The organism is Streptomyces sp. NPDC004327 (genome assembly GCF_042873935.1).
Lineage (GTDB): Bacteria > Actinomycetota > Actinomycetes > Streptomycetales > Streptomycetaceae > Streptomyces.
Genome location: NZ_JBIAME010000004.1, coordinates 84,411 through 110,712, shown reverse-complemented (window position 1 = coordinate 110,712; position 26,302 = coordinate 84,411). Strand labels below are relative to the sequence as shown.

At 73.5% G+C, this 26,302-nt stretch carries 28 protein-coding genes, 1 pseudogene and 1 riboswitch; of the genes and pseudogenes, 17 read left to right on the top strand and 12 right to left on the bottom strand.

Annotated elements, in window-relative coordinates:
- Positions 1–6: 6 nt before the first annotated feature.
- From ureG to ACFYU9_RS14770, 6 genes are all read right to left on the bottom strand, one after another.
- Complete coding sequence (gene ureG, locus ACFYU9_RS14795) at positions 7–684, bottom strand: urease accessory protein UreG (RefSeq protein WP_389344858.1); 678 nt, start codon at positions 682–684, stop codon at positions 7–9.
- A 25-nt stretch (positions 685–709) separates the two neighbouring features.
- Positions 710–1,384: an urease accessory protein UreF gene (locus tag ACFYU9_RS14790; protein ID WP_389344856.1), complete on the bottom strand. Its 675-nt coding sequence runs from the start codon at positions 1,382–1,384 to the stop codon at positions 710–712.
- A gap of 17 nt (positions 1,385–1,401) precedes the next feature.
- On the bottom strand, positions 1,402–3,123 hold the full coding sequence (locus ACFYU9_RS14785; protein WP_389217305.1) for an urease subunit alpha: 1,722 nt from the start codon (positions 3,121–3,123) through the stop codon (positions 1,402–1,404).
- The gene (locus ACFYU9_RS14780) at positions 3,116–3,454 is read right to left on the bottom strand and encodes an urease subunit beta (RefSeq protein WP_389217302.1); all 339 of its coding nucleotides are present in this window, start codon (positions 3,452–3,454) and stop codon (positions 3,116–3,118) included. The genes ACFYU9_RS14785 and ACFYU9_RS14780 overlap by 8 nt, the downstream gene beginning before the upstream one ends.
- A gap of 15 nt (positions 3,455–3,469) precedes the next feature.
- The gene (locus tag ACFYU9_RS14775; protein ID WP_389217300.1) at positions 3,470–3,772 is read right to left on the bottom strand and encodes an urease subunit gamma; all 303 of its coding nucleotides are present in this window, start codon (positions 3,770–3,772) and stop codon (positions 3,470–3,472) included.
- 173 nt (positions 3,773–3,945) lie between these two features.
- Positions 3,946–4,230, bottom strand: a complete 285-nt coding sequence (locus ACFYU9_RS14770; protein WP_389217297.1) for a type II toxin-antitoxin system Phd/YefM family antitoxin — start codon at positions 4,228–4,230, stop codon at positions 3,946–3,948.
- A 68-nt stretch (positions 4,231–4,298) separates the two neighbouring features.
- Here ACFYU9_RS14770 and ACFYU9_RS14765 point away from each other — a divergent pair, with 68 nt between their 5' ends.
- The 3 genes from ACFYU9_RS14765 to ACFYU9_RS14755 all read left to right on the top strand — a co-directional run bounded on the left by ACFYU9_RS14765 (position 4,299) and on the right by ACFYU9_RS14755 (position 6,224).
- Positions 4,299–4,922 (top strand): ATP-dependent Clp protease proteolytic subunit, encoded by a 624-nt coding sequence (locus ACFYU9_RS14765; protein ID WP_389217294.1) that lies wholly within the window; start codon positions 4,299–4,301, stop codon positions 4,920–4,922.
- A 3-nt stretch (positions 4,923–4,925) separates the two neighbouring features.
- Positions 4,926–5,231 (top strand): hypothetical protein, encoded by a 306-nt coding sequence (locus ACFYU9_RS14760; protein WP_389217292.1) that lies wholly within the window; start codon positions 4,926–4,928, stop codon positions 5,229–5,231.
- A gap of 315 nt (positions 5,232–5,546) precedes the next feature.
- Positions 5,547–5,744, top strand: a riboswitch (cyclic di-AMP (ydaO/yuaA leader).
- 3 nt (positions 5,745–5,747) lie between these two features.
- A complete protein-coding gene (locus ACFYU9_RS14755; RefSeq protein ID WP_389217289.1) occupies positions 5,748–6,224 on the top strand; it encodes a C40 family peptidase in 477 nt (158 codons plus the stop codon).
- A 98-nt stretch (positions 6,225–6,322) separates the two neighbouring features.
- Here the strand turns inward: ACFYU9_RS14755 and ACFYU9_RS14750 are convergent, their stop codons facing one another.
- Together ACFYU9_RS14750 and ACFYU9_RS14745 are read right to left on the bottom strand one after the other, a co-directional pair.
- Positions 6,323–6,763 carry an ATP-binding protein gene (locus ACFYU9_RS14750; protein ID WP_389344854.1) on the bottom strand — a complete coding sequence of 147 codons (441 nt, stop codon included), beginning with the start codon at positions 6,761–6,763 and terminating at the stop codon, positions 6,323–6,325.
- 164 nt (positions 6,764–6,927) lie between these two features.
- Entirely contained in the window at positions 6,928–8,124 is a 1,197-nt protein-coding gene (locus ACFYU9_RS14745; RefSeq protein ID WP_389217283.1) for an 8-amino-7-oxononanoate synthase, read from the bottom strand.
- Between the two features lie 142 nt (positions 8,125–8,266).
- Between ACFYU9_RS14745 and bioB the strand changes: the two genes are divergently transcribed.
- The 11 genes from bioB to mug all read left to right on the top strand — a co-directional run bounded on the left by bioB (position 8,267) and on the right by mug (position 18,998).
- Entirely contained in the window at positions 8,267–9,526 is a 1,260-nt protein-coding gene (gene bioB / locus ACFYU9_RS14740) for a biotin synthase BioB (RefSeq protein WP_389344852.1), read from the top strand.
- On the top strand, positions 9,519–10,799 hold the full coding sequence (locus tag ACFYU9_RS14735) for an adenosylmethionine--8-amino-7-oxononanoate transaminase (protein WP_389217277.1): 1,281 nt from the start codon (positions 9,519–9,521) through the stop codon (positions 10,797–10,799). Before bioB ends, ACFYU9_RS14735 begins: the two co-directional genes overlap by 8 nt.
- 97 nt (positions 10,800–10,896) lie before the next feature.
- Positions 10,897–11,586 (top strand): dethiobiotin synthase, encoded by a 690-nt coding sequence (bioD, locus tag ACFYU9_RS14730; protein WP_389217274.1) that lies wholly within the window; start codon positions 10,897–10,899, stop codon positions 11,584–11,586.
- 27 nt (positions 11,587–11,613) lie between these two features.
- Complete coding sequence (locus ACFYU9_RS14725) at positions 11,614–11,970, top strand: VOC family protein (RefSeq protein WP_389217271.1); 357 nt, start codon at positions 11,614–11,616, stop codon at positions 11,968–11,970.
- Positions 11,971–12,008: 38 nt separating this feature from the next.
- Entirely contained in the window at positions 12,009–12,863 is an 855-nt protein-coding gene (locus ACFYU9_RS14720) for a TIGR03621 family F420-dependent LLM class oxidoreductase (protein ID WP_389344851.1), read from the top strand.
- Between the two features lie 35 nt (positions 12,864–12,898).
- Entirely contained in the window at positions 12,899–13,336 is a 438-nt protein-coding gene (locus ACFYU9_RS14715; protein ID WP_389217265.1) for a GNAT family N-acetyltransferase, read from the top strand.
- Between the two features lie 254 nt (positions 13,337–13,590).
- Entirely contained in the window at positions 13,591–14,937 is a 1,347-nt protein-coding gene (locus ACFYU9_RS14710) for a hemolysin family protein (RefSeq protein WP_389217262.1), read from the top strand.
- Positions 14,934–15,953, top strand: a complete 1,020-nt coding sequence (locus ACFYU9_RS14705) for a hemolysin family protein (RefSeq protein WP_389217259.1) — start codon at positions 14,934–14,936, stop codon at positions 15,951–15,953. The genes ACFYU9_RS14710 and ACFYU9_RS14705 overlap by 4 nt, the downstream gene beginning before the upstream one ends.
- A gap of 77 nt (positions 15,954–16,030) precedes the next feature.
- Positions 16,031–16,810, top strand: coding sequence for an SGNH/GDSL hydrolase family protein (locus tag ACFYU9_RS14700; RefSeq protein ID WP_389344849.1), 780 nt, complete (start codon positions 16,031–16,033; stop codon positions 16,808–16,810).
- A 155-nt stretch (positions 16,811–16,965) separates the two neighbouring features.
- Positions 16,966–18,408 (top strand): adenylosuccinate lyase, encoded by a 1,443-nt coding sequence (purB, locus tag ACFYU9_RS14695; protein ID WP_389344847.1) that lies wholly within the window; start codon positions 16,966–16,968, stop codon positions 18,406–18,408.
- A 62-nt stretch (positions 18,409–18,470) separates the two neighbouring features.
- The gene (gene mug, locus ACFYU9_RS14690) at positions 18,471–18,998 is read left to right on the top strand and encodes a G/U mismatch-specific DNA glycosylase (RefSeq protein ID WP_389344845.1); all 528 of its coding nucleotides are present in this window, start codon (positions 18,471–18,473) and stop codon (positions 18,996–18,998) included.
- Between the two features lie 40 nt (positions 18,999–19,038).
- On the opposite strand, the gene ACFYU9_RS14685 is transcribed toward mug, so the two are convergent.
- The gene (locus tag ACFYU9_RS14685) at positions 19,039–19,476 is read right to left on the bottom strand and encodes a hypothetical protein (RefSeq protein ID WP_389344844.1); all 438 of its coding nucleotides are present in this window, start codon (positions 19,474–19,476) and stop codon (positions 19,039–19,041) included.
- A 152-nt stretch (positions 19,477–19,628) separates the two neighbouring features.
- On the opposite strand from ACFYU9_RS14685, the gene ACFYU9_RS14680 reads away from it, so the two are divergent.
- A complete protein-coding gene (locus ACFYU9_RS14680) occupies positions 19,629–20,786 on the top strand; it encodes an ROK family transcriptional regulator (protein WP_389217244.1) in 1,158 nt (385 codons plus the stop codon).
- Between the two features lie 75 nt (positions 20,787–20,861).
- On the opposite strand, the gene ACFYU9_RS14675 is transcribed toward ACFYU9_RS14680, so the two are convergent.
- Together ACFYU9_RS14675 and sigJ are read right to left on the bottom strand one after the other, a co-directional pair.
- Positions 20,862–21,602, bottom strand: coding sequence for a GntR family transcriptional regulator (locus ACFYU9_RS14675; RefSeq protein WP_389217241.1), 741 nt, complete (start codon positions 21,600–21,602; stop codon positions 20,862–20,864).
- Between the two features lie 282 nt (positions 21,603–21,884).
- Positions 21,885–22,766 carry an RNA polymerase sigma factor SigJ gene (gene sigJ, locus ACFYU9_RS14670; protein ID WP_389217238.1) on the bottom strand — a complete coding sequence of 294 codons (882 nt, stop codon included), beginning with the start codon at positions 22,764–22,766 and terminating at the stop codon, positions 21,885–21,887.
- A gap of 152 nt (positions 22,767–22,918) precedes the next feature.
- Between sigJ and ACFYU9_RS14665 the strand changes: the two genes are divergently transcribed.
- Positions 22,919–23,752: an alpha/beta fold hydrolase gene (locus tag ACFYU9_RS14665; protein WP_389217235.1), complete on the top strand. Its 834-nt coding sequence runs from the start codon at positions 22,919–22,921 to the stop codon at positions 23,750–23,752.
- Between the two features lie 96 nt (positions 23,753–23,848).
- On the opposite strand, the pseudogene ACFYU9_RS14660 reads toward ACFYU9_RS14665, so the two are convergent.
- Positions 23,849–24,637: pseudogene (locus ACFYU9_RS14660) on the bottom strand (EamA family transporter); the annotation flags it as partial.
- Positions 24,638–24,684: 47 nt separating this feature from the next.
- On the opposite strand from ACFYU9_RS14660, the gene ACFYU9_RS14655 reads away from it, so the two are divergent.
- Positions 24,685–26,145 (top strand): PLP-dependent aminotransferase family protein, encoded by a 1,461-nt coding sequence (locus ACFYU9_RS14655; protein WP_389344842.1) that lies wholly within the window; start codon positions 24,685–24,687, stop codon positions 26,143–26,145.
- Positions 26,146–26,302 lie beyond the last annotated feature (157 nt).

Below are 26,302 nucleotides of genomic sequence, written 5' to 3'. Positions count from 1 at the left end.
GGTCGGTCATGCGGTCCACGCGGCGAGCTGCTCCCGGACCCAGGCGGCGACGGGGGTGACGCCCTCCGTGGAGCGGAGCGAGGTGAAGGCGACGGGCAGCTCGCCGCGCTGCTCCTTGGCGTCGCGGGCCATCCGGTCCAGGTCGGAGCCGACGTACGGGGCGAGGTCGGTCTTGTTGACGACGAGCAGGTCGGCGGTGGTGACGCCGGGACCGCCCTTGCGCGGGATGTCGTCGCCGCCGGCGACGTCGATGACGAAGATCTGGGCATCGACGAGGCCCTTGGAGAAGGTGGCGGTGAGGTTGTCGCCGCCGGACTCGACCAGCACGAGGTCGAGCGGGCCCACCGAGTCCTCCAGGTCCTCGACGGCTTCGAGGTTGGCGGAGATGTCGTCGCGGATGGCGGTGTGCGGGCAGGCGCCGGTCTCGACGGCGGCGATCCGCTCGGGCGGCAGGACGGCCTCGCGGAGCAGGAACTCGGCGTCCTCGCGCGTGTAGATGTCGTTGGTGACGACGGCGAGGGAGAGGGTGTCGCGCAGGGCGTGGCAGAGCGCGGCGACGGTGGCGGTCTTGCCGGAGCCGACGGGTCCGCCGAGGCCGATGCGCAGCGCGCGGCGGCTGCCGTCGGGCCGGTGGGCGTCGGCGGAGACGGCGCCGAGGTGCTCGTGGGAGTGGTCGAGGTGCATGGGGGCTCCTAGCGGGCGGGAGGTGTCAGGAGGCGAAGAGGCGGACGGGCCAGGCCGCGTGCTGTTCGGCGGTGAGGTCGAGCAGCGGGGACGCGGCGGCGGGCAGCGCGTCGAGGCCCTCGCGAAGGGCGAGTTCGGCGGCCCGGGCGGCGCGGGCCGCGACCTCGTCCAGCTCGGGGGCGAGCCGGGCGAGGACGGCGGTGGCCTGGAAGGGGTCCAGGCCGAGTAGCCGCACGACGGCGGTCGCCGGGCCGCTGACCGTCTCGTAGGCGACGCAGTGGGCGGCGTCCTCGGGGCCGAGGCCGGCGGCCCGGGCGGCGGTGCCGAGCACCACGGGCTGGTGGGCGCCGCGCGGGAACGCGGCGGCGAGCTCGTCGAGTTCGGGGCCCGGCCAGGCGGCGCGGGCGGCCCGCATCATCTGTCTGCCGAGCCTGCGGGCGGCGGCGCGCAGCGCGGGCGAGGCGGTGCGGGCGTCGGCGGCCTCGTCGAGTGCGTACGGGTCGGCGCCGAGGGCCGCGGCGGCGGCGAGGGCGGCCGAGGTGAGGCCGGTGGTGTGCAGCCGGCCGCGGCAGAACGCCGCCAGGCCGGCGGCGTCGGTGAGCCGTCCGGCCTTGACGGCGGCCTCGGCGCCGCCGGAGTGGGCGTGCCCGCCGGCGGGGAAGCGCCCGTCGGCGAGCACGAGCAGCGCGGATCGTGACATGGCGTACCGGTCCGGGCTCAGAAGAGGAAGTAGCGCTGTGCCATGGGAAGTTCGGCGGCGGGCGCGGGTTCGACCGGTTCGCCGTCGATGGTCACCGAGAAGGTGTCCGCGTCGACCTCGACCCGGGGCAGGGCGTCGTTCTCGCGCATGTCGGCCTTGGTGATCCGCCGGGTGGAGCCGATGGCGGTGAACTCCTTGTGCAGACCGAGCTTGTGCGGCAGGTCGTCTTCGAGTGCCGCCTCGGCGACGAAGTTGACGGAGCCGGCCGCGGCGGCCCGGCCGAGCGCGCCGAACATCGGGCGCGGCAGCACCGGCTGCGGGGTGGGGATGGAGGCGTTGGCGTCGCCCATCTGCGCGTACGCGATCTGGCCGCCCTTGATGACGAGGAGCGGCTTGACGCCGAAGAAGGCGGGCTCCCAGAGCACCAGGTCGGCGAGCTTGCCGGGCTCGACGGAGCCGATGAGGTGGCCCATGCCCTGGGCGACGGCCGGGTTGATCGTGTACTTGGCGACATAGCGCCGGGCCCGGTGGTTGTCGGCGGCGCCGTCGCCGGGCAGCGCGCCGCGCCGCTTCTTCATCACGTGGGCGGTCTGCCAGGTCCGCATGATCACCTCGCCGATGCGGCCCATGGCCTGGGAGTCGGAGGAGATGATCGAGATGGCGCCGAGGTCGTGCAGGACGTCCTCGGCGGCGATCGTCGAGGGGCGGATCCGGGACTCGGCGAAGGCGAGGTCCTCGGGCACGGCCGGGTTGAGGTGGTGACAGACCATCAGCATGTCGAGGTGTTCCTCGATGGTGTTGACGGTGTGCGGCCGGGTGGGGTTGGTCGAGCTGGGCAGCACGTGCGGCTCGGAGACGACGGTGATGATGTCGGGCGCGTGTCCGCCGCCCGCGCCCTCGGTGTGGTACGCGTGGATGGTGCGGCCCGCGATGGCGGCGAGGGTGTCGCCGACGAACCCGGCCTCGTTCAGGGTGTCGGTGTGGATGGCGAGTTGGGCGCCGGTCTCCTCGCAGACGCTCAGACAGGCGTCGATGACGGCCGGGGTGGCGCCCCAGTCCTCGTGGATCTTGAATCCGAGGGCGCCGCCGCGCAGTTGGCTGTGCATGGCCTCCCGGGACATCGTGTTGCCCTTGCCGAGCAGGCCGATGTTGACCGGGAAGGTGTCCAGCGCCTCGAACATCCGGGCCATGTGCCAGGGGCCGGGCGTGATGGTGGTGGCCTTGGTGCCCTCGGCGGGTCCGGTGCCGCCGCCGACGAGGGTGGTGACGCCGGTGGCGAGTGCCTGCTCGACGACGGTCGGCGAGATGAAGTGCACGTGGGTGTCGACGGCGCCGGCGGTGACGATCCGGCCGTTGCCGACGATCACCTCGGTCTCCGGGCCGATGACGAGGCCGGGGTGGACGCCGTCCATCGTGTCGGGGTTGCCGGCCTTGCCGAGCGCGGTGATCCGGCCGTCGCGGATGCCGATGTCGGCCTTGACGACGCCCCAGTGGTCGATGACCACGGCACCGGTGATCACGGTGTCCGGGGCGCCTTCGGCGCGGGTGGTGCGGGACTGGCCCATGGACTCGCGGATGACCTTGCCGCCGCCGAAGACGGCCTCCTCGCCGGCCCGGCCGGGGCCGCCGGAGCGGTCCTCCTCGATCTCGACGAGCAGATCGGTGTCGGCGAGCCGGATGCGGTCGCCGGTGGTGGGGCCGAACAGGTCGGCGTAGACGGCGCGGTGCAGCTCAGGCACGCTCGCCCCCCTTGGTCTCGTCGTGGTCGAGGGGTCCCGCGGTCTCGCCGCGCAGGCCGGGCACGATCCGGCGGCCGGCGATCGGCACCAGCTCGACCTCGACCGGGATGCCGGGCTCGAAGCGGACGGCGGTGCCGGCGGCGATGTGCAGCCGCAGGCCGCGCGCGGCCGCGCGGTCGAAGTCGAGACCGGGGTTGGCCTCGGCGAAGTGGTAGTGGGAGCCGACCTGGACGGGCCGGTCGGCCGCGTTGAGGACGGTGAGGCGGGTGACGGGACGGCCCTCGTTCAGGGGCACGGGCCCGTCCGCGTAGAGGATCTCTCCGGGGATCATGGGTCGCGGCCGCCGTCAGACGATCGGGTCGTGGACGGTGACGAGCTTGGTGCCGTCGGGGAAGGTGGCCTCGACCTGGACGTCGTGGATCATCTCGGGGATGCCGTCCATGACCTCGTCGCGGGTGAGCACCTTGCGCCCGGTGTTCATCAGCTCGGCGACGGTGCGGCCGTCCCGGGCGCCTTCCAGGACGTGGGAGGTGATGAGGGCGACGGCTTCCGGGTGGTTGAGCTTCACTCCGCGCGCCCGGCGCTTCTCGGCCACGTCGGCCGCGACATGGATGAGCAGGCGTTCCTGCTCGTGGGGGCTGAGTTGCACGCTTCCACCTCACTGTCTCCACCGGGTTGCCCCGGACAGCGACGGACCCTACCGATCTTCAACAGGCTGTTGAACTGCGTCGACGGGCCGCCCGGTCAGAGATTGCACGTTAGGGCGGAAGTTTTTCCGGCTGGTTAACCGGTCCTTTGCGCGTACATGGCGAACGCCGGGATTCAGCCGTTCGGACGGCCGGGCTCCTGATGGTGGGCGGCGATGCCGAATCGGCGCTGTTCGCCCGGAGCGGACGGGGTGCCCCCGAGGGGGGTGACGGAGCTGATCACGGACTCCTCGGCCGGCTGCTCCGACTCTTCGAGTCGCGCCAGGTCGGCGGCGGAGACGAGGGCGACGAGCGGCTTCCCGTGGCGGGTCACCACGACCCTCTCGTTGCCGTAGACGACGCGGTTGATCAGATCCGCGAGCTCTGCGCGCGCTTGCGTCACCGGAATCTCATAGGCCATGCTCCTCATCTTACGGTCTGTACGTCCTGTACATTTTTTACAGGACGGGCGATACGAGGAGGAGCGCCATGCGACATGTCCTTCCGGAGTTCACGGAGCGCACCGGCTCCGGGACCCGCACCCTCGACCCCTACGCGAAGCTCCTGGAGGAGCGGATCGTCTTCCTGGGCACGCCGGTCGACGAGATCGCGGCGGGCGATGTGATCGCCCAGTTCCTGCATCTCGACTACGCGGCCCCGGAGCGGGTGATCAGCCTCTACATCAACTCCCCCGGCGGCTCCGTCAGCGCCATGACCTCGATCTACGACACGATCCGCACGGTCTCGTGCGAGGTGGAGACCATCTGCCTCGGCCAGGCCGTCGGGCCGGCCGCGGTGCTGCTCGCGGCGGGCTCTGCGGGGCGCCGGCTCACGCTGCCGGGTTCCCGGATCGTCCTTCAGCAGCCCTCCCTCGACGAGCCGTTGCAGGGGCAGCCCAGCGATCTGGACGTCCAGGCCCGCGAGCTGCTGCGGCAGCGGGAGCTGATCTCCCGGATGCTCGCCGAGCACACCGGACGGGAGCGGGCCCGGATCGACGCCGACATCGACCGGACCACCGTGTTCGACGCGCCGGGCGCGCTCGCGTACGGCCTGGTGGACCAGGTGGTCCGCAGCCGCCGGGAGTCCGCGGCCGACGGTCACGGGGAGCGGTGAGCCGTGGTCCCGGACCTGCCGCCGCTGCCCGCGCTCACCCGCGCCGAGGGTGAACTCGTCGACGCGTACCTCGAGGTCGTCGATCTGCTCGGGCGGATCAATCCCGCCAGGTCCTCGCACACCTATGGAGCGCTGCGGGCCGCGCAGGCCCTGGTCGGGCGGGCGGCGGCGCTGCGCGAGGCGCTGACGCTGATGCACGCGCGGGGCGAGAGCGAGGTGCACGCGGACACACTCGCCCGCGCGCTGCGGGTGTTGGACGGTGAGCGCCGCGCGGCCCGCGTCACCGTGCCCCGAAGCCCGGTGAGTTGACACGGGGGCGTGTCGTGTCGAGGTCCACTCGGGCCAGCGGGACCGCAGAATCGCTCCCCCGTTCGGCGTAGTCGACGTATCGACATAGAGCTCGGCTATGTTGCGCAACAGGTGTACGCATCTGGCGGAACAGGGCGTTCCACCCCTGGTGGAGGACTCGTCGCGGACATCTCGGACGATCACCAAACCTGACTGTCCACCCGAATGGATCAGTCGTGAGGAGCCTCACATATCGCCGTTTCCACTCGGATTTCGGCCAGGACGTGGGTCAAGATCCCTGTCGACGACAAGCCCCCGCCACCCGAGGCGGGGCGGTCCGGGCGGACGCCGAGTCCTGCCGCCGTCCCGGATGTCTGGTCGACAGGAGTGGATCGGCAGGAGTGGAGGACCCGAGCAGTACGGGACGTCCGGGCCAGTGGGACGTTCCTTGGGGTGAAGCCGCAGCCGCGGCCGGGCATCTTCGCCTGCCCGAACCCGACAGGTCATCCTTCACAGGCGGCTGACGAAGGGTTGCGCATGACTGCGCAGATTCATGTCCCGTCCCTGCTGTCCCGGGCCGGAGCCGTCTCGGCTCTCACTCTCGCCGCCGTCGGCGGCACGCTGCTCGCCCCAGGAGCGGCGCCGGAGGCCCAGGCCGCGAGCTCGTACGCCAACACGGCGCTGAGCATCGCCGCCTCCAAGAAGGGATCGCCCTACCGGTACGGCGCATCAGGCCCCAGCAGGTTCGACTGCTCGGGTCTCACGCTCTACTCGTACAAGAGGGCGGGCAAGACGCTGCCCCGCACCGCGCAGCAGCAGTACAACACCACGCGTCACATCTCGGCGGCGAGCCGCCAGAAGGGGGACCTGGTCTTCTTCCACTCCGGCGGAAGGGTGTACCACGTCGGGATCTACGCGGGTAACAACGCGATCTGGCACTCGCCGAAGACCGGATCGTGGGTGAAGCTGGAACGGATCTGGACCTCCAGAGTCCTCTACGGCCGGGTCCGCTGACCCGCCGGCCGGCCCCGTAGCGGGCCGTCGCAGCGAACCCGCCCCAGCGGGCCCGTTCAGCGGGCCCGTCTCAGCGGACGCGTCTCAGTAGGACCGTCTCAGCCGGGAACCGCCGCCGGCCAGGGCAGCTCGATCCACACGGTCTTGCCGCCCTCGGCCGTCGGCGTCACCGACAGCCGGCCGCCCGCCTCGGCGGCCAGCGAGCGGATGATCATCATGCCGCGCCCGTTGTCCTGCTGGACGGCGGCCGGCAGGCGCTTGGGCCAGCGGGGGTGGCTGTCCGTCACCCCGACGCGCAGCCGCTCGTCCCGGTCGAGCCGGACGTCGACCGTGAAGGTCGGCGACTGCCCGAAGGTGTGCTGGACGGCGTTGGTCGCCAGCTCGGACACGATGAGCCGGACCGCCTCGGCCGTCTCGCTGGCGTCCGCAGCGCCGCCGAGCCCCCAGGAGACGAGCACCTCGGCGACGTACCGCCGGGCGGCGGAGACCGATGCGGGGTCGCTCGGCAGCGTGACGGTTGCTTCCTGGTGGTCTGCCATGGCGACGCTGTCCCTTTCCCCTCCGGGCCGGGCCCGGATTGCGCTTCGCGCCAGAGTGCCACCGATCGTGCCGCCCTGGGCGGCGATCCACCAAGTTATACGGATATCTGTCGCCCGAAGCGGTGAACCGTGCGACGGGCGGCCCGACGGCCGCGTGGCGGTCGCTAGGCGCCCTGCGGAGCGGTCCGCACGATCGTCGTCACCGCGCGCTCGATCTCGGCGTCGGTGAGGTCCGCGCGCGCGGTCAGCCGCAGCCGGGAGATGCCGTCCGGGACCGACGGCGGGCGGAAGCAGCCGACGGCGAGCCCGAGTTCGCGGCAGTCGGCGGCCCAGCCGAGGGCCTCGTTGGGGCCGGGCGCGCGGACCGAGACGACGGCGGCGTCGGGGTGGGCGGCGGTGAGGCCGGCCTCGGTGAGCCGGCGGTGCAGGGTCGTCGCGACCGTACGGGCCCGGGCCGCGAGGCCCGGATCGGCGGCGATCAGCCGCAGGCTCGCCAGCGCGCCGCCCGTCGCCGCCGGGGCGAGGCCGGTGTCGAAGATGAAGGTGCGGGCCGCGTTGACCAGGTGCTCGATCACCCGGGCCGGGCCGAGGACCGCACCGCCCTGGCTGCCCAGCGACTTGGACAGCGTCAGCGTCGCCACCACGTCCGGCGCGCCCGCGAGCCCGGCCCCGTGCGGCGCCCCGCGCCCGCCGTCGCCGAGGACGCCGAAGCCGTGCGCGTCGTCCACGACCAGGCCCGCGCCGTGCTCCCGGCAGGCCGCCGCGAGTTCGGCGAGCGGTGCCCGGTCGCCGTCCACGGAGAAGACGGAGTCGCTGACCACGAGGGCCCGGCGGCCCGGGTGCGCGGCGAGCGTCTTCCCGACGGCCTCCGGGTCGGCGTGCGGCACCACCGCGGTCTCGGCGCGGGCGAGCCGGCAGCCGTCGACGATCGAGGCGTGGTTGGCGGCGTCGGAGACGATCAGCCCGTCGCGGTCGGACAGCGCGGTGAGCGCGGCCAGGTTGGCGGCGTAGCCGGAGGAGAAGACGAGCGCGGCCTCGAATCCGCAGAACTCGGCGAGTTCGCGCTCCAGCCGGGCGTGCAGCCGGGTCGAGCCGGTGACGAGCCGGGAGCCGGTGGCGCCCGCGCCCCAGCGGCGCGCCGCTTCCGCCGCCGCCTCGGTGACCTCCGGGCGGCGGGTGAGGCCCAGGTAGTCGTTGCTCGCGAGGTCGAGCAGCTCGGACTCGGCGGCCCGGGGCCTGAGCGTGCGTACGAGACCGGACTCGGCGCGCTGCCGCGCGGCGGCCCCGGTCCAGTCGAAGGCGGCCCGGCGCGGGTCCGGCGCCTCCCCGGAGGCGGACGGGTCCAGGGCGTACGACGGCATGGCAGATCCTTTTGTAGGCAGCGCACAGACCCTAACCGGCCGCGGCCGAGGTCAGGGTGTGGCCATACACACACCTCAAACGGGGTCGTTTGTTCAGTTCCTCCTTGGCCGCGGGGTGTGCGGTAGGCCAGGATCAGCCCTTATGGACCTGCTGAACACGCTGGTGGAGAAGGGGCTGCGGCGCGAGACGCCGACCCGCGAAGAAGCGCTCGCCGTGCTGGCGACCTCCGACGACGAACTGCTCGATGTGGTGGCCGCGGCCGGCAAGGTGCGCCGCCAGTGGTTCGGCCGCCGGGTGAAGCTCAACTACCTCGTCAACCTGAAGTCCGGGCTCTGCCCCGAGGACTGCTCCTACTGCTCGCAGCGGCTCGGCTCCAAGGCCGAGATCCTCAAGTACACCTGGCTGAAGCCCGAGGAGGCGTCCGAGGCCGCCGCGGCCGGTGTGGCCGGCGGCGCCAAGCGGGTCTGCCTGGTGGCGAGCGGCCGCGGTCCGACGGACCGCGACGTCGACCGGGTCGGCAAGACCATCGAGGCGATCAAGGAGCAGAACGAGGGCGTGGAGGTCTGCGCCTGCCTCGGTCTGCTCTCCGACGGCCAGGCGGAGCGGCTGAAGGAGGCCGGCGCCGACGCGTACAACCACAACCTGAACACGTCCGAGGCCACGTACGCGGGCATCACCAAGACCCACACGTACGCGGACCGGGTGGACACCGTGCAGAAGGCGCACGCCGCCGGTCTGTCGGCCTGCTCGGGTCTGATCGCGGGCATGGGCGAGAGCGACGAGGACCTGGTCGACGTCGTGTTCGCGCTGCGCGAGCTGGACTCCGACTCGGTGCCGGTCAACTTCCTGATCCCCTTCGAGGGCACCCCGCTCGCCAAGGAGTGGAACCTCTCCCCGCAGCGCTGCCTGCGGATCCTCGCGATGGTCCGGTTCGTCTGCCCCGACGTCGAGGTGCGGATCGCCGGCGGCCGTGAGGTGCACCTGCGCTCGATGCAGCCGCTGGCGCTGAACATCGCGAACTCGATCTTCCTCGGCGACTACCTGACCAGCGAGGGCCAGGCCGGCCAGGCCGACCTCGACATGATCGCGGACGCGGGCTTCGAGGTGGAGGGCGCGGGCACGACGACGCTGCCGAAGCACCGCGCGGACGCGCTCGCCGCGGCGGGCGGCGGCTGTGGTTCCCAGGCGTCGGCGGGCTGCGGCTCGCACGAGGCGGCGGAGGGCGCGGGCTGCGGCTCGCACGCCGAGGCCGGCGGCTGCGGTCCGTGCGGCGGTCACGCGCAGGCGGCCCCCTCGGCCGAGCCCGCCGCCGAGCCCGCGAGCGAGGTGCCGGGTGCGCGTCCCGACCTCGTGGCGGTGCGCCGCCGCGGTGCCGGGACGGAGCTCGCCCCGAATGCGTAACGACGAGCTGCTCGCCCTGGACCGGGCGCACGTGTGGCATCCGTACGGGCCCATGCCGGGACGTACGGAGCCGCTGGTCGTCGAGTCCGCGTCGGGTGTCCGGCTCCGCCTCGCCGAACCGGTGCACGGCCAGGCCGAGTTGATCGACGGCATGTCCTCGTGGTGGTCGGCGCTCCACGGCTACAACCACCCCGTCCTCAACGAGGCGGCGCACGGCCAGCTGGACCGGATGAGCCACGTCATGTTCGGCGGGCTCACCCACGAGCCGGCCGTGCGGCTCGCCACCCGCCTGGTCGAGATCACCCCGGAGCCCCTCCAGCACGTCTTCCTCAGCGACTCCGGCTCGGTCTCCGTCGAGGTCGCGGCCAAGATGTGCCTGCAGTACTGGCGCTCGGTGGGCCGGCCCGGCAAGCAGCTCCTGATGACCTGGCGCGGCGGCTACCACGGGGACACCTGGCAGCCGATGTCTCTGTGCGACCCCGAGGGCGGGATGCACGAGCTGTGGTCGGGCGTGCTCCAGCGCCAGGTCTTCGTCGACGCGCCGCCGGTCACGTACGAGGAGTCGTACGCCCGGATGCTGCGGGAGCAGATCGCTCTCCACGCGGACGAGGTCGCCGCGGTGATCGTGGAGCCGGTGGTGCAGAACGCGGGCGGGATGCGGTTCCACCCGCCCGAGTACCTGCGCGTCCTCCGCGAGGCGTGCGACGAGCACGGGGTCCTGCTGATCTTCGACGAGATCGCGACCGGCTTCGGCCGTACGGGCACGCTGTTCGGCGCCGACCAGGCCGGCGTCTCGCCCGATGTGATGTGCGTGGGCAAGGCGCTGACGGGCGGTTACCTGTCGATGGCGGCCACGCTCTGCACGACGGAGATCGCCGAGGGCATCTCGCGCGGCGAGGTTCCCGTCCTGGCGCACGGGCCGACCTTCATGGGCAATCCGCTGGCGTCTGCGGTGGCCTGCGCGTCGATCGACCTGCTGATGTCCCAGGACTGGGCACTGGAGGTCAAGCGCATCGAGACGGGACTCCGCGAGGGGCTCGCCCCCGCCGCGGAACTCCCCGGTGTGCGCGAGGTGCGGGTGCTCGGCGCCATCGGCGTCGTCCAGCTCGACCACGACGTCGACATGGCGGCGGCCACGGAGGCGGCGGTCCGGGCGGGCGTGTGGCTGCGCCCGTTCCGCGACCTGATCTACACGATGCCGCCGTACGTGACGGGCGACGAGGACCTGGCCCGCATCTGCGCGGCGGTCCGCGAGGCGGCGCGGGCGGGCTGAGAGGCCGCAAGGCTCCGGCCGTGCGGGGCTCTCGTCCCGCACGGCCCGGCCCGTCCACGCCCCCGCTCCCCCCTTACGGACAAAGGACAGACATCCCATGAGCATCATCGTCATCACCGGCACCAACACCGAGGTCGGCAAGACCGTCGTGACCGCCGCTCTCGCCGCCACCGCCACTGCCGCCGGGCGTTCCGTCGCCGTCCTCAAGCCCGCTCAGACCGGTGTCGCGCCCGGCGAGCCCGGCGACGCCGACGACGTCGCGCGTCTCTCCGGCGCCGTGACCATCGCTGAACTCGCTCGTTTCCCCGAGCCGTTGGCGCCAGGGACGGCGGCTCGGCGGGCCGGCATGGCGCCGGTGCGGCCGGCCGAGGTCGCCGACGCCGCACGCAAGCTGGCCGAGGAGCACGACCTGGTCCTCGTCGAGGGCGCGGGCGGGCTCCTGGTGCGGTTCGACGAGGAGGGCGGGACGCTCGCCGACGCGGCCGGGCTGCTCGGCGCGCCGGTGCTCGTCGTCGCACAGGCGGGGCTCGGGACGCTCAACATCGCCGAGCTGACGGCGGAGGCGCTGCGGGCGCGCGGGATCGAGCAGCTGGGCGTGGTCGTGGGCAGCTGGCCCGAGGAGCCGGGGCTCGCGGAGCGGTGCAATCTGACGGATCTGCCGGAGGTGGCGGGCGCACCGCTGCTCGGCGTGGTGCCGGCGGGCGTGGGCACGCTGTCCCCGGAGGCGTTCCGGGCGGCCGCGCCGACCTGGCTGGCGCCCGTGCTCGGCGGCACCCGGGAAGCCTGACCACTCCGGTACTCGTACGCTGGCGCCATGCGCGCTCGTGTTCAGGAGATCGTCTTCGACTGCGCCGCCCCGGCCGCCCTCGCGCGGTTCTGGGCCGCGCTTCTCGGCGGGACGCCGGTCGACCGGAGCCCGGAGTGGTCGTACGTGGACCCGCCCGGGTTCGTGCGGATCGCGTTCCAGCGGGTGCCGGAGGGCAAGGCCGTGAAGAACCGCCTTCACCTGGACGTGGAGGTGGCCGACCCGGACGCGGCGGCCACGGAGGTACTGCCGCTGGGCGCGCGGCGCTCGGGCGGGATCGTGACCGACGAGCAGGGATCGTTCCAGGTCATGCACGATCCGGAGGGCAACGAGTTCTGTTTCGTGACGGGGTGGTCCGGCGGGTAGTTTCCTGCGGCAGACATCTCCGACAGAGGGGTACCGCCGTGGTGTTACCGTTCCGATTCGCCGTCAACATGCTGGAGCAGAGCGCCACGGGAGGCGAGTGGCGTGCCCGCTGCGCCCGCGCCGAGGAGCTCGGCTACGACCTGATCCTGGTCGCCGACCACCTCGGCATGCCCGCCCCGTTCCCCTCCCTGGTGGCGGCCGCGCAGGCCACCACCCGCACCCGGGTGGGCACCTTCGTGCTCAACGCGGGTTTCTGGAACCCGGCGTTGCTGGCCCGCGAGGTGGCGACGACGGCCGCGCTGACCGACGGCCGGCTCGAACTCGGCCTCGGTACCGGCTATGTGCCGTCGGAGCACGAGCAGGCGGGCATCCCGTTCCTGCCGCCGCGTGAACGCGTCGACCATCTCACCCGTACCGTCGAGGAGTTGAAGGACGAGCCGTCCGGCGTGCCGCTCCTGATCGGCGGGAACGGCAACCGGGTGCTGCGGCTCGCCGCCCGGCACGCCGACGTGATGGCCTTCTCCGGCGGCCGTTTCGACGGCGACACGCCCACCGTGCTCACGGCCGAGGAGCTGGCGGCGCGCGTCGAGGCCTACGCGGGCTTCGAGAAGGAGGCCGGCCGGGAGATGCCCGCGGAGCGCAATCTGCTGATCCAGCGCGTCGTGGTGACCGAGGACCGGGCCGCGGCGGCCGCCGACTTCCTCCCGCACGTCCCGTACCTCACCCAGGAGCAGGTCCTCGACCTGCCGATCCTCGCGGCCGGCACGGTCCGGGAGATCGCCGACCGGCTGCGCGCGCTGCGCGAGCGGCTCGGCATCTCGTACTTCACGGTGCTGGACCACTCGATGGAGGCGTTCGGCCCGGTGATCGCGGAGCTGCGTTCCACGCACTGAAACGCGGTCGACAGGCCGGGGCGGCCGGTAGTGGGATGGCGGGCATGGACGATCTTCGGATTCGGGCCGCGGTCGCGGCCGACATCGACGCCGTGCTCGCCTTCTGGCGGTCCGCGGCCGAGGGCACGAGCATCAGCGACGACCGGGCCGGCGTGGCCCGGCTCGTCGAGCGCGACCCGGAGGCCCTGCTCCTCGCCGAGCGGGGCGGCGCGCTGGTCGGCACGGTGATCGCCGGGTTCGACGGCTGGCGCTGTCACCTCTACCGGCTCGCCGTCCATCCGGACCACCGCCGGCGCGGCATCGGCGGCGCGCTGCTCGCGGCGGCCGAGGAGCGTTTCGCAGGGCTCGGGGGCCGGCGGGCGGACGCGATGGTGCTCGACCGCAACGAGCTCGGGCAGCGCGCGTGGCGGGCGGCGGCGTACGGCCCCGAGGAGCAGTGGACGCGCTGGGTGAAGCCGCTGCCGGCCCGCTGACCACCGGGATCGCCGGTGATCACCGGGATCGCCGGCGATCACCGACGACACCGCGGGCCGCTTTGCTGATCCTTTACCATGGTGGACAGAACCGATCATTGATGATCATCACCCAATACCGAAAGGTGTGAGCGTCCGCCCATGGGCGAGCCTCCCAGTAGCCGTTCCCTGCCCCGTTCCCGGAGCCGACATCGCGCGGTCCTCCCTCCCCTGACTGATCATGGGATTCGTCGAGGGACGGAGGTGAAGAACCGATGACCGAGGTACTGCTGCTCGTCGTGGCGCTGCTCCTCGCCCTCGCCTGCGGCGCGTTCGTCGCGGCCGAGTTCTCCCTGACCACCGTCGAGCGCGGCGAGCTCGAGGCCGCCGCCGAGCGCGGTGAGCGGGGCGCCGCCGGCGCCCTGAAGGCCGTCAGGTCGCTCACCCTCCAGCTCTCCGGCGCCCAGCTCGGCATCACCGTCACCAATCTGGTCGTCGGCATGCTCTCCGAGCCCTCGATCTCCAAGCTGATCCAGGGCCCCGTCGAGGCCCTCGGCCTGTCCGCGTCGACCGCCTCCTCCGTGGCCCTGGTCATCGGCACCGCCCTGTCGACGATCGTCCTGATGGTCGTCGGCGAGCTCGTCCCCAAGAACTGGGCGATCTCCTCGCCGCTCGCCGTCGCCAAGGTGGTGGGCACCCCGCAGCGGATCTTCACGTCCGCGTTCAAGCCGCTGATCAGTCATCTCAACAACACGGCCAACCGGTCCGTGCGCCGGCTCGGCCTGGAGCCCGCCGAGGAGCTGGCCTCCGCCCGCTCCCCGCAGGAGCTGGTCGCCCTGGCCCGCCACTCCGCCAAGGAGGGCGCCCTGGAAGCCGACACCGCCGAGCTGTTCGTGCGCACCCTCAACCTGTCCGAGCTGACCGCGGAGAACGTGATGACCCCGCGCGTCCAGGTCACCGCCCTGGAGGTGCACGCCACCGCCGAGGACGTCGCCAACGCGACCCGGGCGACCGGCCTGAGCCGCTTCCCCGTCTACCGCGGCAACCTGGACACCGTCGTCGGCATCGCGCACATCAAGGACGTGCTCGCGATACCGGCCGAGGACCGTCCGCGCCGCCCGGTCGGCGAGGTGCTGCGCGAGCCGCTGCTCGTGCCCGAGAGCCTGACCGTGGACAAGCTGCTCGACCGGCTGTCCGGCCGGCAGACCATGGCCGTCGTCATCGACGAGTACGGCGGCACGGCCGGCGTCGCCACCCTGGAGGACATCGTCGAGGAGGTCGTCGGCGAGGTGCGCGACGAGCACGACCCGCACGAGACGCCGGACCTCGCGCCGGCGGGCGAGGACGCCGACGGCCGCACGCTGTGGTCGGCGGACGGCGCGGCCCGCACCGACCAGCTGGCGGCCATCGGCCTCAGGCTGCCGGAGGGCCCGTACGAGACCCTGGCGGGCGTGCTCGCCACCGCGCTCGGCCGGATCCCGGCCGTCGGCGACAGCGTGGAGCTGGCCGGCTGGCGGGTCGACGTGGTGGACGCCTCCGGGCGGCGGGCGGCCCGGCTGCTGCTGCACGCCCCGCTGCGCCGCTCCGGTGCGGCGGACCAGGACGGGGAGGCGGGCCGATGATCGCGATCCAGCTCCTCGTCGGTCTGCTGACCCTGGTCGTCAACGCCTTCTTCGTCGGCGCCGAGTTCGCCCTGATCTCCGTGCGCCGCAGCCAGATCGAGCCGCTCGCGGAGGCCGGGAACCGGCGGGCCCGCAGCGTCATCTGGGGCCTCGAACACGTCTCGGCGATGCTCGCGGCCGCCCAGCTCGGCATCACGCTGTGCACCCTGGTGCTCGGCATCGTGGCCGAGCCGGCCATCGCGCACCTGCTCGAACCGGTCTTCAACGCCCTCGGCGTGTCGGACAGCCTGGTCCATCCGGTCTCGTTCGTGATCGCCCTGACCGTCGCCACCTATCTGCACATGCTGCTCGGCGAGATGGTCCCGAAGAACATCGCGCTGGCCGAGCCGAGCAAGGCCGCGCTGGCGCTCGGCCCGCCGCTGGTGACGCTGGCGCGGGCGCTGCGCCCGGTGATCTTCGCGGTCAACGCCTTCGCCAACGCGATCCTGAGGCTGCTCCGGGTCGAGGTGAAGGACGAGGTCTCGGCCACCTTCTCGGACGACGAGCTGGCCCGGATGGTCACCGACGCCGGTGACGCCGGACTGCTCGACGACCGGGCCGCCGAGCGGCTGCACGACGCCCTGGAGCTGGGCCGCCGCCCGGTGCGGGACGTCGTGATGCCGGTGGAGAAGGTCGTGTACGCGCAGGCGGGCACGACCCCGGAGGAGCTGGAGGCGCTCTCGGCGCGCTCCGGATTCTCCCGCTTCCCGGTCGTCGACGAGGGCCGCCGGATCCTCGGCTATCTGCACGTGAAGGACGCCCTGGACGTCACCCCGCGCGACCAGCCGTTCCCGGTCGCCGCGATGCGGCCGATCGCCCGGGTGCGGGCGGCGACCCCGCTGGACGACGTCCTGACGGCGATGCGGCGCAGCCGGACCCATCTGGCCGCGGTGATGGACGAGGACGACAAGCCGGCCGGTCTGGTGACGATGGAGGACGTGCTGCGGGAGCTGGTGGGCCGGCCCTCCGCCCCGTAGGTCCGCGCGCGGTGCGCGCATGGTCCCGGTTCTCCGCTCGGCGCCGGGACCATACCGCGCGGTATGATCGCTCGGTCATGGAGATCAATGCCACCTACACCAGTCTCGTCGCCGTGGGCGACAGCTTCACCGAGGGCATGTCGGACCTGCGGCCCGACGGCTCCTACCGGGGCTGGGCCGATCTGCTCGCCGGCCGGCTCGCCGCCCGCGCGCCCGGCTTCCGGTACGCCAACCTCGCCGTGCGCGGCAAGCTGATCGGCCAGATCGTCGACGAGCAGGTGGACACGGCGGCGGCCATGAAGGCCGACGTCGTCACCCTCGTCGGCGGTCTCAACGACACCCTGCGCCCCAAGTGCGACATGGGCCGGGTGCGCGGGCTGCTCGGCGAGGCCGTCGAGCGGCTCGCCCCGTCCTGCGGGCAGCTGGTCCTGATGCGCAGCCCCGGCCGCAACGGCCCGGTCCTGGAGCGTTTCCGGCCGCGCATGGAGGAGCTGTTCGCGTACGTGGACGAGCTCGCCGCCCGGCACGGCGCCCTGGTGGTCGACCTGTACGGCGCCCCCGCCCTGGCCGACCCGCGGATGTGGGACGTGGACCGGCTCCATCTGACCGGTGAGGGCCACCGGCGGGTGGCCGAGGCCGTGTGGCAGACCCTCGGCCTGCCGGCCGAGGACGACTGGCGCTCCCCGCTCGGGCCGTCCGAGCGCCCCGGCTGGGCGACCCGCCGGCTGGCCGACGCCCGCTTCGCGAAGGAGCACCTGGGACCGTGGATCGGCCGCCGGCTGACCGGCCGCTCCTCGGGCGACGGCCGCCCGCCCAAGCGCCCGCAGCTGCTGCCGTACGAGGGCCCGGCGGCCTGACGGCCCTGGCGCCCCGCCCCGTGGCACCGGGCGGGGCGCGACGCGACGCCCGCCCGGTGGCACGGGGCGGCGCGTGACGTGACGCCCGTCTCGTAGCAAGCTCCAGCCCGGACCGCGGCGCTGGCCTGCAGAAATCGCCAGTAGAATCTGGACACGTGACTGCTGTGACTGCGAAGCCCCGTATCCCCAACGTCCTGGCCGGCCGCTACGCCTCCGCGGAGCTCGCCGTCCTCTGGTCCCCCGAGCAGAAGGTGAAGCTGGAGCGCCGGCTGTGGCTCGCCGTGCTGCGTGCCCAGAAGGACCTCGGGATCGAGGTGCCGGACACCGCCCTCGCCGACTACGAGCGCGTGGTCGACGACGTCGACCTGGCGTCGATCGCCGAGCGCGAGAAGGTCACCCGGCACGACGTGAAGGCCCGGATCGAGGAGTTCAACGCCCTCGCCGGCCACGAGCACGTCCACAAGGGCATGACCTCGCGCGACCTCACCGAGAACGTCGAGCAGCTCCAGATCCGGCTCTCCCTCGAGCTGATGCGGGACCGCACGGTCGCCGTCCTCGTCCGCCTCGGCAAGCTCTCCGCCGAGTACGGCGAGCTGGTCATGGCCGGCCGCTCGCACAACGTGGCCGCCCAGGCCACCACCCTCGGCAAGCGTTTCGCGACCGCCGCCGACGAGCTGCTCGTGGCGTACGCCCGCCTGGAGGAGCTGCTCGGCCGCTACCCGCTGCGCGGCATCAAGGGCCCGGTCGGCACCGCCCAGGACATGCTGGACCTGCTCGGCGGCGACGCCGGCAAGCTGGCCGACCTGGAGCAGCGGATCGCCGCCCACCTCGGCTTCGCGCACGCCTTCACCTCGGTCGGCCAGGTCTACCCGCGCTCGCTCGACTACGACGTGGTCACCTCCCTGGTGCAGCTGGCCGCCGCCCCGTCCTCGATCGCCAAGACGATCCGCCTGATGGCCGGCCACGAGCTGGTCACCGAGGGCTTCAAGCCCGGCCAGGTCGGCTCCTCCGCGATGCCGCACAAGATGAACACCCGCTCCTGCGAGCGCGTCAACGGCCTCATGGTCATCCTGCGCGGCTACGCGTCGATGACCGGCGAGCTGGCGGGCGACCAGTGGAACGAGGGCGACGTCTCCTGCTCCGTCGTGCGCCGGGTGGCCCTGCCGGACGCGTTCTTCGCGCTCGACGGTCTGCTGGAGACCTTCCTCACCGTGCTCGACGAGTTCGGCGCCTTCCCGGCCGTCGTCGCCCGTGAGCTGGACCGCTACCTGCCGTTCCTCGCCACGACCAAGGTCCTGATGGCGTCCGTGCGCGCCGGCGTGGGCCGCGAGGTCGCCCACGAGGCCATCAAGGAGAACGCCGTGGCCTCGGCCCTCGCCATGCGCGAGCAGGGCGTCGAGCGCAACGAGCTCCTCGACAAGCTGGCCGCCGACGAACGGATCCCGCTGGACCGCGCGCAGCTCGACGAGCTGATGGCCGACAAGCTCTCCTTCACGGGCGCCGCCGCCGACCAGGTCGCCGCCGTGGTCTCCCGGATCGAGGAGATCGTCAAGGCGAACCCGGAGGCCGCCGGCTACACCCCCGGGGCGATCCTCTGACCCGGACTCCCCGGTTCACCCAGGCGGAGCTGGAGGCCGCCCGCGACCGCGTCGTCCCCGACGTGGCCGCGGGCGGCCTTTCCGTGCTCCTGTGCGGGATCAACCCGGGCCTGATGACGGCGGCGACGGGCCACCACTTCGCCCGCCCCGGCAACCGGTTCTGGCCGGTGCTGCACCTGTCCGGCCTGACTCCGCGCCGGCTCGCGCCCGCGGAGCAGGAGGAGCTGCTCTCGTACGGCCTCGGCATCACCAACGTGGTGGCGCGGCCGACCGCGCGGGCCGACGAGCTGAGCGCCGAGGAGTACCGGGAGGGCGGCCGGATCCTCATCGAGAAGGTGCGGCGGCTCGCGCCGGGCTGGCTGGCGGTCGTCGGGGTGACGGCGTACCGCACGGCGTTCGGTGACAAGCGCGCGGCGATCGGGCCGCAGGAGCGGACGATCGACGGGCCGCTGGGCACGACGAGGATCTGGGTGCTGCCCAACCCGAGCGGGCTGAACGCGCACTGGACGGCCGAGACGATGGCCGAGGAGTTCGCGCGGCTGCGGGAGGCGGCGGGCCTGCCGGACCGTCGTACGCACCGCCCGGCCTGAGGGCCGTCCGCTCGCTTCAAGGCAGGACGGGGTCCGGGGGTCAGGGCGGGTCGACCGTGGTGACGGCGGCGAGGAGCTGGAAGGGCAGCTCCTTGTCCCACTGGGAGACCCCCAGCGCGACCCACCGCTCCCCCGCCCGCCACAGGTGCAGGTCGGGTATGTGGTTGCTCAGGTCGTCCCACGGCTCGGATATGTGCTCACCGGACATGCTCCGGCGGGCGACCGACCACAGGCTGAAGACCTGCGGCGGGCCCCAGCGCGCGCCGAGCAGCGCGGACAGTGCGTCCCGCTCCGCTTCGTACTGCTCCTCGACGGCCGGCCGGCGGGTGCCGTCGTCCTCCCAGAACTCCTCGCTGGTGGCGAGCGCGGCGAGGTGGTAGCCCGGGCCGCTGCTGAGGTGCCCGGAGCGCTCGGCCCGCGCCGGGAAGGCCCGGCCCACCAGCTCGTCGATCACCGCGAGGTGCTGTGCCCTGTCCATGGAGCCAGTAAAGCGCGCCCCACTGACAGTTGGCGGTCCGTCAGGCCGCCGTCCGGGGCCGGCCCCGTTCCGGACCCCGGGCGGCGCTCGCCGCCCCCTCGTCCATTGAGTAACATCCGGGCAAAGACGCGCACGAGCTGGGAGGACACACGGTGGGGCGGCTGACCGGCGGGGATCCATCGCTGCTGCGGCGGATCAACTCCGCGGTGGTACTCCATGCGCTGCGGGGCTCCGACGCGCTCACGCTCACGGATCTCACCCGGATCACGGGCCTGTCCCGGCCGACGGTCGAGGGCGTGACCGAGGGGCTGATCGAGGGCGGGCTGGTCGTCGAGGCGGCGCCCGAGGAGGGCGAGACCAGGCGTCAGGGCCGCCCGGCGCGGAGGTTCCGCTTCCGCGCGGAGGCCGGGCATCTGCTCGGCATCGAGATCGGCCCGCACCGGGTGGCCGCGCTGATCTCCGGCCTGGACGGCCGGATCGTCGGCGCCGGTTCGCGCGAGGTCGCGGACACGGCCCCGGAGGACGAGCGGCTCGACCGGGTCCGCGCGGTGGTCGCCGACGTGCTGCGCAGGACCGGGGTGCCCCGGTCGAACCTGCGCGCGGTCGGCGTCGGCACGCCCGGCATCGTGGAGGCCGACGGAACGATCCGCCTCGGCACGGCGCTGCCCGGCTGGACGGGTCTCGCGCTCGGCGAGCGGCTGCGCCGTTCCTTCCGCTGCCCGGTGATCGTGGAGAACGACGCCAACGCGGCGGCGGTCGCCGAGCACTGGAAGGGCGCGGCCACCGACTCCGACGACATCGTCTTCGTCCTCGCGGGGCTGAGCCCGGGCGCCGGTTCGCTGATAGGCGGCCGGCTGCACCGGGGTTACGGCGGGGCCGCCGGCGAGATCGGCGCGCTGCACCTGCTCGGCCGGGGCGTCACGCCGGAGCATCTGCTGTCGACGACGGACGAGCCGCTGCACCCGCTCGACGAGCAGGCGGTGGCCGAGGTCTTCGCGCTCGCCCGGCAGGGTGACGCGCGCGCCGGGGCGGCCGTGGAGCGGTTCATCCAGCGTCTCGTGCACGACGTCGCGGCGCTCGTCCTGGCGATCGATCCGGAGCTGGTGGTTATCGGCGGCTGGGCGGCCGGCCTGGACGGTGTGCTGCAGCCGCTGCGCGAGGAACTGGCCCGCTTCTGCCTGCGCCCGCCGCGCGTGGTCCTCTCGATGCTGGGCGAGGCGGCGGTGGCCACGGGCGCGCTGCGGCTCGCGCTCGACCACGTGGAGGAGCAGCTGTTCGCGGTGGACGGCACGGTGACGGCCCGCCGCTGACGGCCCGTGACGGTACGGGACCGGCCCCGGGCGCATCCGCCCGGGGCCGGTCCCGTACCGCTGGGTTTTGTGGCGTCAGGAGGCCATGGCCAGGTCGCCGGAGTCGCCGAAGGTCAGCTTGCAGGTGTCCGCGCGGTACGTGGCGACGGAGACGGCGGCGGTGCGGCCGCCGGACAGGTAGCGCGTCGTGACGACGAGGACCGGGGAGCCGGGCAGCCGGTCGAGTTCGCGGGCGTCGTCGGCGCGGGCGGAGCCGAGCTCGACGGAGCGGTCCTGGCCGTCGAGGCTGAGCCGCTGGAGCTCGCGCAGCACGGTACGGGCCTGGCCGGGGCCGCCGGGGGTGTCGGCCGCGGTGAGGCCGGGCACCGACTCGGCGGGCACGTAGAGGAGTTCGGCCGCGACCGGCTGGCCCTCGGTGACACGGAGCCGGCGCACGACGTGGACGCGCTCGCCGGACTCGATCTCCAGCAGGCGGGCGACGGCGGCGGGGGCCGTGTCGGCGCCGGCGTCCATGGACTGCCAGGTCTCCTCGCCGACACCGGGCCAGGCGTGCTGGGTGGTGGAGACGTCGACGCCGACGCGCGGCGGGGCGACGGTGGTGCCGACGCCGCGGCGGCGCTGGAGGCGGCCCTCCAGCTCCAGCTGCTCCAGGGCCTGCCGGAGGGTGGCGCGGGCGACGCCGAAACGGGCGGCCAGTTCGCGCTCGTTGGGCAGGATCTCGCCGACCGCGAAGTCCGAGTCGAGGGCTTCGCCGATCACGGTCTTGAGGTGCCAGTACTTCGGCTCCGGCACCGTCTCCAGCTGCGTGGTCCCCACCCTCATCCTCCGCACATTCGCCGTGTCCCGCGGCGTTTTCCGCGCCTTTGTTTATTAAAGGTTCCTGCACTAACTCTGCGACCATAGGGCGCCGCCCACCCTTGGTCAAGACCAATCCTCCGTCGGGAACTCCGGAATGTGACCGTCTGATCTTGATCGTTCACAGGACGTTCGCGTCTTTGTGCGCTCTGCGTAGCAAAACACCCCGCCCGGACCGTTTCGTACGGTTCCGGGCGGGGTGTTCGCGCGTGAGGCGGAGCTCACTGCCGGGCCCTCGGAGTGCTAGTCGAGGGCGAGACCACGGACCTTGTCGGGGTTGCGCAGGATGTAGACGCAGGCGACGAGACCGTCGCGGATGTCGATCTGGAAGACGGTGTCGACCGCGCCGCCGGCCAGGGTGACCAGCGCCGGGCCGCCGTTGACCTCCGCGAAGCGGAGGGTGGTGTCCTCGGGTGCGCCCTGGGTGACGGCGACCAGGAAGCGGCCGATCTTGTCGGCGCCCTCGATGATCCGCCGCGGGGTCTTGGCCTTGCCGCCGGCGTCGCCGACGAGCCGGACGTCCGGCGCGAGCAGGGCGAGCAGCCCCTCCAGGTCGCCGCCCGCCGCGGCGGTGAGGAAGCGTTCGGTGAGATCGCGCCGCTGGACGGGATCCACGTCGTAGCGCGGCCGGCCCTCGTCGACGTGCTTGCGGGCCCGGCCGGCGAGCTGGCGCACGGCGGCCTCGCTGCGGTCGAGGGTGGTGGCGATCTCGGAGAAGGGGAAGCCGAAGGCCTCGCGCAGGACGAAGACGGCGCGTTCGAGCGGCGACAGCGCTTCGAGGACGACGAGGAGGGCGAGGGAGACGGAGTCGGCGAGCAGTGCCCGTTCGGCGGTGTCGGGCACGGCGGGGCCGAAGTCGGTGACGATCGGCTCGGGCAGCCAGGGGCCGACGTAGGACTCGCGGCGGGACTGGGCCTGGCGGAGCCGGTCGATGGCGAGCCGGGTGGTGATCCGGACGAGGAAGGCGCGGGGTTCGCGGACCTCGCCGCGGTCCTCGGCGGACCAGCGCAGCCACGCCTCCTGCACCACGTCCTCGGCGTCGGCGGCGCGGCCGAGCATGCGGTAGGCGACGCCGATGAGCATCGAACGGTGCGTCTCGAAGACGTCGGTCAGGTCGGTGATCATCTCGCTCGGCACTCCCCCATCCCACCGGACGCGTCCGCGCCTGTCCAGTTCGGGCCGGCGGGCGCCCGAGGTCTTGAACTCGACTCTACTCGCGGGTAATTGTTGCTGACAGGACGTCTCTCAAGACGGTGACGGTACGACAGGGAGCAGCCATGTCCGCACAGATCTCGTTCGCCGTGCAGTCCCCCGCGGGGCCGCGCACGGTCACCGTCTCCTACGAGCGGCGGGGCGCCGGCGAACCCCTGCTGCTGCTCCACGGGATCGGGCACCACTGGCAGGCCTGGGAGCCGGTGCTCGACATCCTGGCGACCGAGCGCGACGTCGTCGCCGTCGACCTGCCGGGCTTCGGCGCGTCCCCGGCGCTGCCCGAGCCGCTCGCGTACGACCTGGCCACGGTGGTGCCGCTGCTCGGCGCGTTCTGCGAGGCCCTCGGGATCGACCGGCCGCACGTGGCGGGCAACTCGCTCGGCGGGCTGCTCGCCCTGGCGCTCGGCCGCGACGAGCTGGTGCGCTCGGTGACCGCGCTCTCGCCGGGCGGCTTCTGGTCCGAGGGCGAGCGGCGCTACGCGTTCACGACGCTGCGCGCCATGCGGGGCGCCGCGCTCGCGCTGCCCGTCCCGCTGATCGAGCTGCTCTCCCGCAGCGCGGCCGGCCGCACCGCCCTCACCAGCACCATCTACGCACGCCCCGGCCGCCGTTCACCCGAGGCCGCGGTCGCCGAGACGCTGGCCCTGCGGCAGGCGAGCGGCTTCGAGCAGACCCTCTCCGCGGGCCGGAACGCGCTGTTCACCGACGACGTCCCCGCCGTGCCCGTGACCGTCGCCTGGGGCAGCCGGGACCGGCTGCTGCTGCGCCGTCAGGGCGTCCGCGCCAAGCAGACCGTCCCGGGCGCCCGGCTGGTCCGGCTGCCCGGCTGCGGCCACGTCCCCATGAACGACGACCCCGCCCTGGTGTCCCGGGTGATCCTCGACGGCAGCGCTGTCTGAGGTGCCGGCGGCCCTGGGACCGAACAGGCCGGTGCCCAGGGCCGCCCCGGCTCCCACCAGGAGGCTGCCGGCGGCCTGCGGCAGGCCGAAGGAACCGTGGGACACGGCGGCCGCGGTCAGCGCGGCGGCCACCGGGATCGCCCCCGTATAGAGCGTCGCCCTCTCCATGCCGATCCGCTGCACGCCCATGTAGAAGAGGACGAAGCCGACGACGGTCGCGAGCGCGGCCTGCCACACCAGCGCCCCGGTCTCCACGGGCGTCGGCACGCGCAGTGCCGCCGTCCCGTCGGCGAGGAACCCCAGCGCCATCGCCTCCACGGCCGCCACCGCGCACACCACCGCGGTCAGCAGCTTCGGCCCGAGCGGCCGCAGCACCGGCACCGCCAGCACCGTGAACCCGACCTCGCCCGCGAGCGCGGCCACCGACCAGCCGAGCCCCACCACGTCCGTACGCCCCCACCCCTGCACCACGAACGCTCCGGCGGCGACGAGGACCGCCCCGCACAGCACCGCCCGGGTCGGACTGCGCCCCTCGGTCAGCGGGACCAGGACGGCGACCACGACGGGCGCGCAGCCCACCAGGACGCCGGGCACGGCGGGTTCCGCGGTGCGCTCGGCGGCGAGGACCGTCAGATTGAAGCCGACCATGCCGACGGCCGCGAGCAGCGCGACACGCAGCCACTGACGGCCGGTCAGGGCGCGCAGCGGACCGAACCCGGCGCGGCCGATCAGGGGCAGCAGAAGCAGGCAGGCGGCGGCGTAGCGCAGCGCCTGGCCGCCGGCGTACGGATAGGAGCCGAGCAGGCTGTTGGCGGTGAAGGAGGCGCCGACGAGGGCGTAGGCGACGGTCACGAGGAGCGCGCCGCGCAGGGTGTTCGTGTGCATGGAACCGACGTTAGGAAGCGGCGCTCTCTGTCTTAAGGTCCACTTCCATGACGTCATCGGGGACCACTTCGGACGGTACGGGCCCGGGCGCCGGCGGCCCGCAGCCGGCCTGGGAGCTGCTCCTGCCCGCCGTGGCGGCGCCGGCGCGGCAGCGGGGCCGCTCGCTGCAGGGAGCGCTGCGGGAGGCGGTGCGTACGGGCCGCCTGACGCCCGGGACGCGGCTGCCGTCGAGCCGGGAACTCGCCGCCGACCTCGGGGTGTCGCGGGGGCTCGTGACCGAGGCGTACGAGCAGTTGACCGCCGAGGGCTACCTGCGCAGCGGCCGCGGGTCGGGCACCTGGGTCGGCGGGGCGGCGCGCGCGGCGGCGCCCGGCGTACGGGATCTGGCGCCGCGTGCTCCGGGCGCCGGCGTGCGCGTCGACTTCCGCCCCGGGACGCCGGACCTGTCGCTGTTCCCGCGCGCGGCGTGGGGCGCCGCCCAGCGGTCCGTCCTGGCCGAACTCGCGCACCGGCAGCTCGGCTATCCCGATCCGCGCGGCCTGCCGGAGCTGCGGGGCGCGCTCGCCGCGCTGCTCGCGCGCCGGCGCGGGGTGGTGGCCGATCCCGAGCGGCTCGTGGTGTGTTCGGGGGTGGCGCAGGCCACGACACTGCTCGGCTTCGCGCTGCGGGCGCGCGGGCACGGCACGGTGGGCATCGAGGACCCGGGCAGCCCCGAGCACGGCAGGCTGTTCGCGGCGACCGGCCTGGACACCGTGTGGCTGCCGGTGGACGACGAGGGTCTGGTGCCGGGACCGCTGGCCGCGTCCGGCGTGCGGGCGGTGGTGGTGACGCCCTCGCACCACTTCCCGTCCGGCATCGCCTACTCGGCGGAGCGCCGGGCCGCGCTGCTCGACTGGGCGCGGCGGGTGGACGGCTTCGTCCTGGAGGACGACTACGACGGGGAGTTCCGATACGACCGGGCCCCCGTGGGTGCGCTGCAGGGGCTCGATCCGGAGCGGGTCGCCTACGCCGGCTCGGTGAGCAAGTCGCTCGCGCCGGGCATGCGGCTCGGCTGGATGCTGGTGCCGGGCGCGCTGCTCGACGAGATCGCCGAGCGCAAACGGACGATGGACCTCGGCAATCCGGCCCTCGACCAGGCCGTCCTCGCCCGTTTCGTGTCCGGCGGCGGCTACGACCGGCAGCTGCGCCGCTGCCAGCGCGCCTACCGGGAACGGCGCGACGCCCTGGTCGCCGCGCTCGCGCGGCACTTCCCGGGCACGCGGGTGAGCGGCATCGCCGCGGGCCTGCACATCATCGCGCGCGTACCGCCGCGGTACGGCCCGACGGAGCGCTTCCTGGCGCTGGCCGACGCGGCGGGCGTCGCGCTGCGCCCCTTGGAGGAGTACGGCACGGAGCGTCCCGACGACGGCGCGGTGCGGCTGGTGCTCGGCTACGCGCATCTGCCGGAGACGGAGATCGCGCGCGGGGTGGCGCTGGTGGCGGGGGCGTACGAGGAGGAGCGAGGCTGAGCGCACGGGGGCGGGCGGGCCGAACCGGCGCCCGGCGACCGTGGCGACGGGACTGGCCGTGGCGACGGGACTGGCCGGGCCGGGCGGACCGAAGGTGGCGACCGGGCTGATGAGGGCGACCGGTCCGGCCCGGCCAGCAGAGGCGACCGCGACCGCG

Excerpts from the sequence above, each read along its gene's own strand:
- ureG (WP_389344858.1), bottom strand. The coding sequence starts at position 684 with ATGCACCTCGACCACTCCCACGAGCACCTCGGCGCCGTCTCCGCCGAC.
- ACFYU9_RS14790 (WP_389344856.1), bottom strand. The coding sequence starts at position 1,384 with ATGTCACGATCCGCGCTGCTCGTGCTCGCCGACGGGCGCTTCCCCGCC.
- ACFYU9_RS14780 (WP_389217302.1), bottom strand. The coding sequence starts at position 3,454 with ATGATCCCCGGAGAGATCCTCTACGCGGACGGGCCCGTGCCCCTGAAC.
- ACFYU9_RS14770 (WP_389217297.1), bottom strand. The coding sequence starts at position 4,230 with ATGGCCTATGAGATTCCGGTGACGCAAGCGCGCGCAGAGCTCGCGGAT.
- ACFYU9_RS14765 (WP_389217294.1), top strand. The coding sequence starts at position 4,299 with ATGCGACATGTCCTTCCGGAGTTCACGGAGCGCACCGGCTCCGGGACC.
- ACFYU9_RS14755 (WP_389217289.1), top strand. The coding sequence starts at position 5,748 with ATGACTGCGCAGATTCATGTCCCGTCCCTGCTGTCCCGGGCCGGAGCC.
- ACFYU9_RS14750 (WP_389344854.1), bottom strand. The coding sequence starts at position 6,763 with ATGGCAGACCACCAGGAAGCAACCGTCACGCTGCCGAGCGACCCCGCA.
- ACFYU9_RS14745 (WP_389217283.1), bottom strand. The coding sequence starts at position 8,124 with ATGCCGTCGTACGCCCTGGACCCGTCCGCCTCCGGGGAGGCGCCGGAC.
- bioB (WP_389344852.1), top strand. The coding sequence starts at position 8,267 with ATGGACCTGCTGAACACGCTGGTGGAGAAGGGGCTGCGGCGCGAGACG.
- ACFYU9_RS14735 (WP_389217277.1), top strand. The coding sequence starts at position 9,519 with ATGCGTAACGACGAGCTGCTCGCCCTGGACCGGGCGCACGTGTGGCAT.
- bioD (WP_389217274.1), top strand. The coding sequence starts at position 10,897 with ATGAGCATCATCGTCATCACCGGCACCAACACCGAGGTCGGCAAGACC.
- ACFYU9_RS14725 (WP_389217271.1), top strand. The coding sequence starts at position 11,614 with ATGCGCGCTCGTGTTCAGGAGATCGTCTTCGACTGCGCCGCCCCGGCC.
- ACFYU9_RS14715 (WP_389217265.1), top strand. The coding sequence starts at position 12,899 with ATGGCGGGCATGGACGATCTTCGGATTCGGGCCGCGGTCGCGGCCGAC.
- ACFYU9_RS14710 (WP_389217262.1), top strand. The coding sequence starts at position 13,591 with ATGACCGAGGTACTGCTGCTCGTCGTGGCGCTGCTCCTCGCCCTCGCC.
- ACFYU9_RS14705 (WP_389217259.1), top strand. The coding sequence starts at position 14,934 with ATGATCGCGATCCAGCTCCTCGTCGGTCTGCTGACCCTGGTCGTCAAC.
- ACFYU9_RS14700 (WP_389344849.1), top strand. The coding sequence starts at position 16,031 with ATGGAGATCAATGCCACCTACACCAGTCTCGTCGCCGTGGGCGACAGC.
- ACFYU9_RS14685 (WP_389344844.1), bottom strand. The coding sequence starts at position 19,476 with ATGGACAGGGCACAGCACCTCGCGGTGATCGACGAGCTGGTGGGCCGG.
- sigJ (WP_389217238.1), bottom strand. The coding sequence starts at position 22,766 with ATGATCACCGACCTGACCGACGTCTTCGAGACGCACCGTTCGATGCTC.
- ACFYU9_RS14665 (WP_389217235.1), top strand. The coding sequence starts at position 22,919 with ATGTCCGCACAGATCTCGTTCGCCGTGCAGTCCCCCGCGGGGCCGCGC.
- ACFYU9_RS14655 (WP_389344842.1), top strand. The coding sequence starts at position 24,685 with ATGACGTCATCGGGGACCACTTCGGACGGTACGGGCCCGGGCGCCGGC.